This window comes from Rhodococcus sp. (in: high G+C Gram-positive bacteria), from assembly GCF_049286785.1.
Classification (GTDB): domain Bacteria; phylum Actinomycetota; class Actinomycetes; order Mycobacteriales; family Mycobacteriaceae; genus Rhodococcus_F.
The window spans coordinates 1-5,871 of the sequence record NZ_JBAQEO010000627.1 but is presented as its reverse complement, the minus strand read 5'-3'; the positions used below and the strand labels follow the sequence as shown (position 1 = coordinate 5,871).

Genomic DNA, 5,871 nt, shown 5'->3' with positions numbered 1-5,871 from the left:
CCCCACTTCGTCGGCGGCTACGGCGACTACTTCCTGCTGCCCGTCGGCGCGGTCCTGTACCGCGTTCCCGACTCGGTGCCCGACGAGCTGGCGGCCGGCGCAAACTGCGCGTTGTCCCAGGTCATGTACGGCCTGGAACGCGCGGGCCAGACCTTCGGCGAGACCGTCGTGGTGCAGGGCGCCGGAGCGCTCGGCCTCTACGCGGTCGCGGTCGCGAAAGCGCGCGGTGCCCGCACCGTGATCGCGATCGACGGTGTCGCCGAGCGGCTGGAGCTCGCCACCGCCTTCGGCGCGGACCACGTCATCGATCTCACCGACGTCACTGAGGTCAAGGAACGGGCCAAGCGCGTTCGGACCTGGACTTCTGGCCGGGGCGCGGACGTCGTGGTCGAGGTGGTAGGCATACCTGCCGCGATCGACGAGGGCCTGAAAATGCTCGCGATGCACGGCCGCTATGTGGAGATCGGCAACATCAACTTGGGCCGGACGTTCGACTTCGATCCATCGCGCTTCGTCTTCGCCAACAAGTCGATGCTCGGAGTCTCGCTCTACGAGCCCGACGTGCTGTCACGCGCCCTGGCCTTCCTCGAGGAATGGCAGCACAAGATCCCGCTCTCCCGGCTCGGCACGGCCACCTACTCACTCGACCAGATCAACGATGCCTTCGCCGCAGCGGAGAGCAAGCGCGACGTCCGCGCCAGCATCGTGATGTGACACACCCATGAGAGACAGGGCGATGAGAACAATGTACGAACGCAACCGGCTCTATATCGACGGCCATTGGGTCGATCCGACTGCAAATGCTGTGATCGAGGTGGTGAATCCGGCGACCGAAAAGGTGATCGGCCACGTCCCGAACGGCACCGCCGCCGACGTCGACGCCGCGGTGGCCGCCGCTCGCCGGGCTTTCGACGCCGATATCGACTTGGCCGAGCGCCAGCGCCGTGCTTCGAGCGTCATCGAGGCCATTGCGCGGCACCTGCCCACGATCGCGGGCCTGATCACCGAGGAGATGGGCGCTCCGACCCGGATCGCCGACGGTGTCCAGACGAAGGTGCCGCTGTCTGTGGCCCGCGGCATCCTCGACGTCCTCGACCGGCCGGTCGCAGAGGAGCGGATCGGCAACTCGCTGATCCTGCGCGAACCCTATGGCGTGGTGGGCGCGATCACCCCGTGGAACTATCCTCTATACCAGGTGGTTGCCAAACTAGTCCCCGCCGTCGCAGCCGGCTGCACCATCGTGCTCAAACCCAGCAATGAGGCGCCGCTGTCGGTGTTCGCCGTCTTCGACGCCCTTGCCGAGGCCGATCTCCCACCGGGTGTTGTCAACCTCGTATCTGGTCCCGGCCGGGTGGTCGGCGAGGCGATCGCCTCACATCCGGAAGTCGACTTCGTCTCTTTCACCGGCTCCACCGGTGCTGGCGCACGCGTGGCCGAACTCGCCGGCAAAGCGGTCAGCAAGGTCGCCCTCGAACTGGGCGGCAAGTCGGCCAACATCATCCTCGACGACGCCGACCTGACCACCGCGGTGAAGGTCGGGGTCAGCAACGCCTTCCTCAATGGCGGACAGACCTGCATGGCCTGGACCCGGATGTTAGTGCCGGTGGATCGCTATGACGAGGCCCTGGACCTGGCGGCCGCAGCCGCCGCGAAATTCACGGTCGGCGACCCCACCGACCCCACGACGCGCATCGGACCGTCTGCCTGCGCTTCCCAGTTCGAGACCGTCCGGGGCTTCATCGACCGCGCGATCGCGGCCGGTGCCCGACCGATCACCGGCGGCTCGGAACAGGTGCTGCCGATCGGCTACTTCCTGGCCCCCACCATCCTCGCCGATGTCGACGCGACGGCCGAGATCGCACAGGAGGAGGTCTTCGGACCCGTCCTCGTGGTCCTTCCGTTCGACGACGACGATGACGCCGTGCGTATCGCGAACTGCACCCAGTACGGGCTGTCGGGCGCAGTCTGGTCTGGCGACCAGGACCGGGCAGTCGCCGTGGCGCGGCGTGTTCGCACCGGGCAACTCGACATCAACGGCGGCGAGTACAACCCCCGCGCGCCGTTCGGCGGCTACAAGAACTCCGGTTTCGGCCGGGAACTCGGTTCCTATGGCTACGAGGAATATCTCCAGATCAAGTCGCTGCAACTCCCCTCCTGATCAATGCGCAGCGGACGACCGAAGGGAGGAAACAACCATGAGTGACATGATGCCCCGCATTCGACACGACGCAGGTCGGCGAAGTCACCAAGCATGCCGATCCACCAACCTGGACCCCGCGACGTTCCGACGACATCATCACGCCGCCAATCCGTCTCGACTGATCCAGACACGGGAAGAGGGCTGCCGACCATGACGAGCCCCATGATCATCGCTACCTCCGGGCACGTGCAGACGTGGACCATCGACAATCGAGACGCTGGCAATGCCATCACGGGCATGGATTTCATCGAGGCATTCGAGCGGGCCGTCGATGACGCCAATCACGACTCGAACGCCCGTGCCATCGTCCTCACCGGTGCGGGAACGATCTTCTCCTCGGGTGGAAACGTGAAGGAGATGGCTGACCGGCAAGGCATGTTCGGACTCGACCCGCGCCAGCAGCGACGCGCGTACGTCAACTCGATCCAACGCATTCCCCGGGCGCTCGAACGACTCGAAGTCGCCATCATCGCCGCTGTCAACGGCCCAGCCGTCGGCGCCGGCTGCGACCTCGCGATGATGTGCGACATCCGGATCGCCTCCGACCGTGCCAGCTTCGCCGAGAGCTTCGTCTCGATCGGGCTCATCCCAGGCGACGGCGGCACCTGGTTCCTACCGCGCGCAATCGGCTACGAGCGCGCAGCGCTGATGACTCTCACCGGCGAACGGATCGACGCCGCCACCGCGAAAGCATGGAACCTCGTCAGCACCCTCGTCCCCCACGACGAACTGCTCACCGCCGCAACCGATATTGCCGAGCGCATCGCCGCCAACCCGACCGACTCGCTGCGCATGGCCAAACGGCTGCTCCAGGAGTCCCGCACGGGTGCCCTTGAGTCCGTGCTCGGTATGGCCGCCGCGATGCAGCCACTCGCGCATCTGGACCCCGAACATGAGCGACGACTGAACAGGTGGCGTAGCAAGTGAGCGAACCGAACCGCCTCGTCCCGCCCGCCTCCGGCGATCCCATGGCCACCGCGGACCTGCGTCGAGCGGTCCGGCGGTTTCTCACCGAGCAGCGCTCGGCCGGCCACTACCGGCCCAGCGTCGACTGCTGGCTTTCCGCGTGGGACGAGGACTTCACACGGGCGCTCGCGGCGCAGGGCTGGATCGGCATGACCGTGCCGGCGCAGTACGGCGGCCACGACCGCTCGTTCGTCGACCGCTTCGTGGTCACCGAGGAACTGCTGGCCGGTGGTGCCCCCGTGGCGGCGCATTGGATCGCCGACCGCCAGATCGTGCCCTCGCTGCTCAGGTACGGCACTGCGGAGCAGAAGCAGAGGTATCTGCCCGGCATCGCGCGTGGCGAGGTCTTCTTCGGCATCGGCATGAGTGAGCCCGACTCCGGCTCGGATCTGGCGAGTGTCCGCACCACCGCGACCAGGACGGACGGCGGGTGGCTGATCAACGGGTCGAAGGTCTGGACATCCGGCGCACACCGCGCCGACGCCTTCATCGCCCTGGTACGCACCTCACCCGTCGATCCCTCGAATCGCCACGCCGGCCTCAGCCAGTTCCTGATAGACCTGGACGCACCCGGTGTGCGGGTCAGCCCGATCATCTCGATGAGCGGGGCCCACCACTTCAACGAGGTCTTTCTCACCGATGTCTTCGCACCGGACACGCAGGTCTTCGGGACGATCGGCAAGGGCTGGGAGCAGGTGACATCCGAGTTGAGTTTCGAGCGCAGCGGCCCAGAACGTTTCCTCTCGACCTTCCCGTTGTTGGCGCAGCTCACCGTGATGAACGACGGCCCCGAACTCGGACGGCTCGTGGGACGTATCGCCGGGCTCCATCACATGTCGGCGGCGGTGGCCGGGGCGCTCGAGCGCCGCGAGTCGGCGGATGTCGCGGCTGCCGTGGTCAAGGTGCTCGGCACCAGCACGGAGGGCGACATCGCCGAGGTCGCCTCACTGCTGACCGGTGACGAAACGCTCTGCGAGGCCGGATGGCGGGACCTGGTGAACGCCGGACTGGACCAGCGCCCCGGCTTCACCCTCCGCGGGGGTACGAACGAGGTGCTGCGCGGTGTGATCGCGCGGGGAATGGGATTGCGATGACGACGATTCCCGGAGTCGACAACGACTTGTCGACGATGATGCACGCCGTGTTCGCCAAACATGCGGCGACCGGCGAGGGCTCGGCCGGCACACCGAGCGCCGCGCTCTGGCGGAACCTGACCGAACTCGGACTCTCCCGGCTCACCGGTTCAGCCGAATCCGGCGGCAGTGCGGCTGGCTGGCTCGAGGCAGCCGAGCTGCTCTCCGCGGCGGCGGGAGCCGGAGTCCACATTCCGCTGGCCGAGCACGACCTGCTCGCCGGTGCACTGCTCGAGGCCGCCTCACTCCCCGTCGACGACCGGCTCCGCACCGTCGCAGAGCTCGACACAGCCGGCGTCGCGCGCGCGGTTCCATGGGCGAGCACGGCCGCGAGCATCGTGACGCTGTGGCGCTGTGGCGACTCCTGGCTGATCGCCGATGTCGACACATCCGCAATCGGCCAGATCATCCACGGCACGAACCTGGTAGGTGAGCCGCGCGATCGCGTGACGGCCGATACCGGCGCACTGCGAGGCGCGGCGATCGACGACACACTGGTCGAGCAGTATCACCTGAAGAGTGCCCTCGCCCGCGCCATCCAGGTGTCCGCCGCACTGGACCGCGCGATGATGCTCTCCTGCGAGCATGCAACCGCTCGCACCCAGTTCGGCCGCCCGCTGGCACGGTTCCAAGCGGTGCAAAATCTGATCGCCGACATGGCGGGCGAATGCGCACTGGCACGCGCCGCGACCGAAGCGGCACTCGCCGCCGCGGTGCGAAGCGAGTGGTCCAGCGATGATCTCGGCTTCCGTGTCGCGGTCGCGCGATCATGTGCTGGTCACGCGACGACCACGGTGGTTCGCAACGCCCACCAGGTCCACGGCGCCATCGGTACCGCGCTCAGCCACAACCTCCACCGATTCACCCGCGCCGCGCTCGCCTGGCGCGGCGAGTTCGGGTCCGTCGGCTACTGGGATCGACGACTCGCCGCAGCGGCGGCAGCCGCTGGCCCGGGAGGGCTCTGGGAGCTCATCGCCAGCTGACGCCGCCGCCAACGCCCTTAAAAGTCGGTCGCATATTCAATACGCTGTACATACTGCGCCTGGCCGATGACGAACCGTGTCAGCGCGAGGCCAAGGCCTAGGCCAACCTCCAGGAAGGACGGCATGACCTGGGCCGCACCATCTTCCACGGCCGCAAGGGCGAAATCACCCTCGTCGTCGGTCGCTGGAGCCCGCAGCTCCCGCAGATCACGCACTGCCGCCAGAGCCAACCCACGCCTCCTTGCCTTCACCCGCAGTGAGGAACCGTCGGCCGCGCCGCCGCGTTTCGACCTCGCCGACCGCTGCCGCTTCAGGGAAGGATTCGGTGCCGAAGACGCACAGGATGGCCCAGGTCCAGGCCGAATCTAGAGAAGTCAGGGAAAGTCGGAGCAGTCAGGAACTCATCGACTGTTGGTTATACGGGTCCGGTTGTGTCGGGCGTGCCGGTCATGGATGGCTTCGGTGGGTGTCGTCACCGGGTGGGGTGGCGATGAGGATGTCGCAGTGGGCTTTGCGGGCGAGCTCGATCGGCGGGGTGGACAGCAGCCGGGCCAGCAGTGGTGACCGGTGGGGGTTGGCGGTGACGATG

At 67.2% G+C, this 5,871-nt stretch carries 6 protein-coding genes; 5 read left to right on the top strand and 1 reads right to left on the bottom strand.

The window, feature by feature from the left end; genetic code table 11:
• The 5 genes from WAW17_RS22815 to WAW17_RS22795 form a co-directional block, all read left to right on the top strand.
• Positions 1-714, top strand: a 714-nt coding sequence (locus tag WAW17_RS22815) for a zinc-binding dehydrogenase (protein WP_422335185.1), incomplete at its 5' end; no start/stop codon positions are given.
• A gap of 31 nt (positions 715-745) precedes the next feature.
• Positions 746-2,158, top strand: coding sequence for an aldehyde dehydrogenase family protein (locus WAW17_RS22810; protein WP_422335184.1), 1,413 nt, complete (start codon positions 746-748; stop codon positions 2,156-2,158).
• A 192-nt stretch (positions 2,159-2,350) separates the two neighbouring features.
• Positions 2,351-3,127, top strand: a complete 777-nt coding sequence (locus tag WAW17_RS22805; protein WP_422335183.1) for an enoyl-CoA hydratase-related protein — start codon at positions 2,351-2,353, stop codon at positions 3,125-3,127.
• Positions 3,128-3,168: 41 nt separating this feature from the next.
• Positions 3,169-4,260: an acyl-CoA dehydrogenase family protein gene (locus WAW17_RS22800; protein ID WP_422335186.1), complete on the top strand. Its 1,092-nt coding sequence runs from the start codon at positions 3,169-3,171 to the stop codon at positions 4,258-4,260.
• A complete protein-coding gene (locus WAW17_RS22795) occupies positions 4,257-5,282 on the top strand; it encodes an acyl-CoA dehydrogenase family protein (RefSeq protein ID WP_422335182.1) in 1,026 nt (341 codons plus the stop codon). Before WAW17_RS22800 ends, WAW17_RS22795 begins: the two co-directional genes overlap by 4 nt.
• Positions 5,283-5,299: 17 nt before the next feature.
• Here the strand turns inward: WAW17_RS22795 and WAW17_RS22790 are convergent, their stop codons facing one another.
• Complete coding sequence (locus tag WAW17_RS22790; RefSeq protein WP_422335181.1) at positions 5,300-5,512, bottom strand: hypothetical protein; 213 nt, start codon at positions 5,510-5,512, stop codon at positions 5,300-5,302.
• Positions 5,513-5,871 lie beyond the last annotated feature (359 nt).

What these genes read in the sequence shown, in the direction of transcription:
- WAW17_RS22810 (WP_422335184.1), top strand. Translation starts at nt 746, where the DNA reads ATGTACGAACGCAACCGGCTCTATATCGACGGCCATTGGGTCGATCCG.
- WAW17_RS22800 (WP_422335186.1), top strand. Translation starts at nt 3,169, where the DNA reads ATGGCCACCGCGGACCTGCGTCGAGCGGTCCGGCGGTTTCTCACCGAG.
- WAW17_RS22805 (WP_422335183.1), top strand. Translation starts at nt 2,351, where the DNA reads ATGACGAGCCCCATGATCATCGCTACCTCCGGGCACGTGCAGACGTGG.
- WAW17_RS22795 (WP_422335182.1), top strand. Translation starts at nt 4,257, where the DNA reads ATGACGACGATTCCCGGAGTCGACAACGACTTGTCGACGATGATGCAC.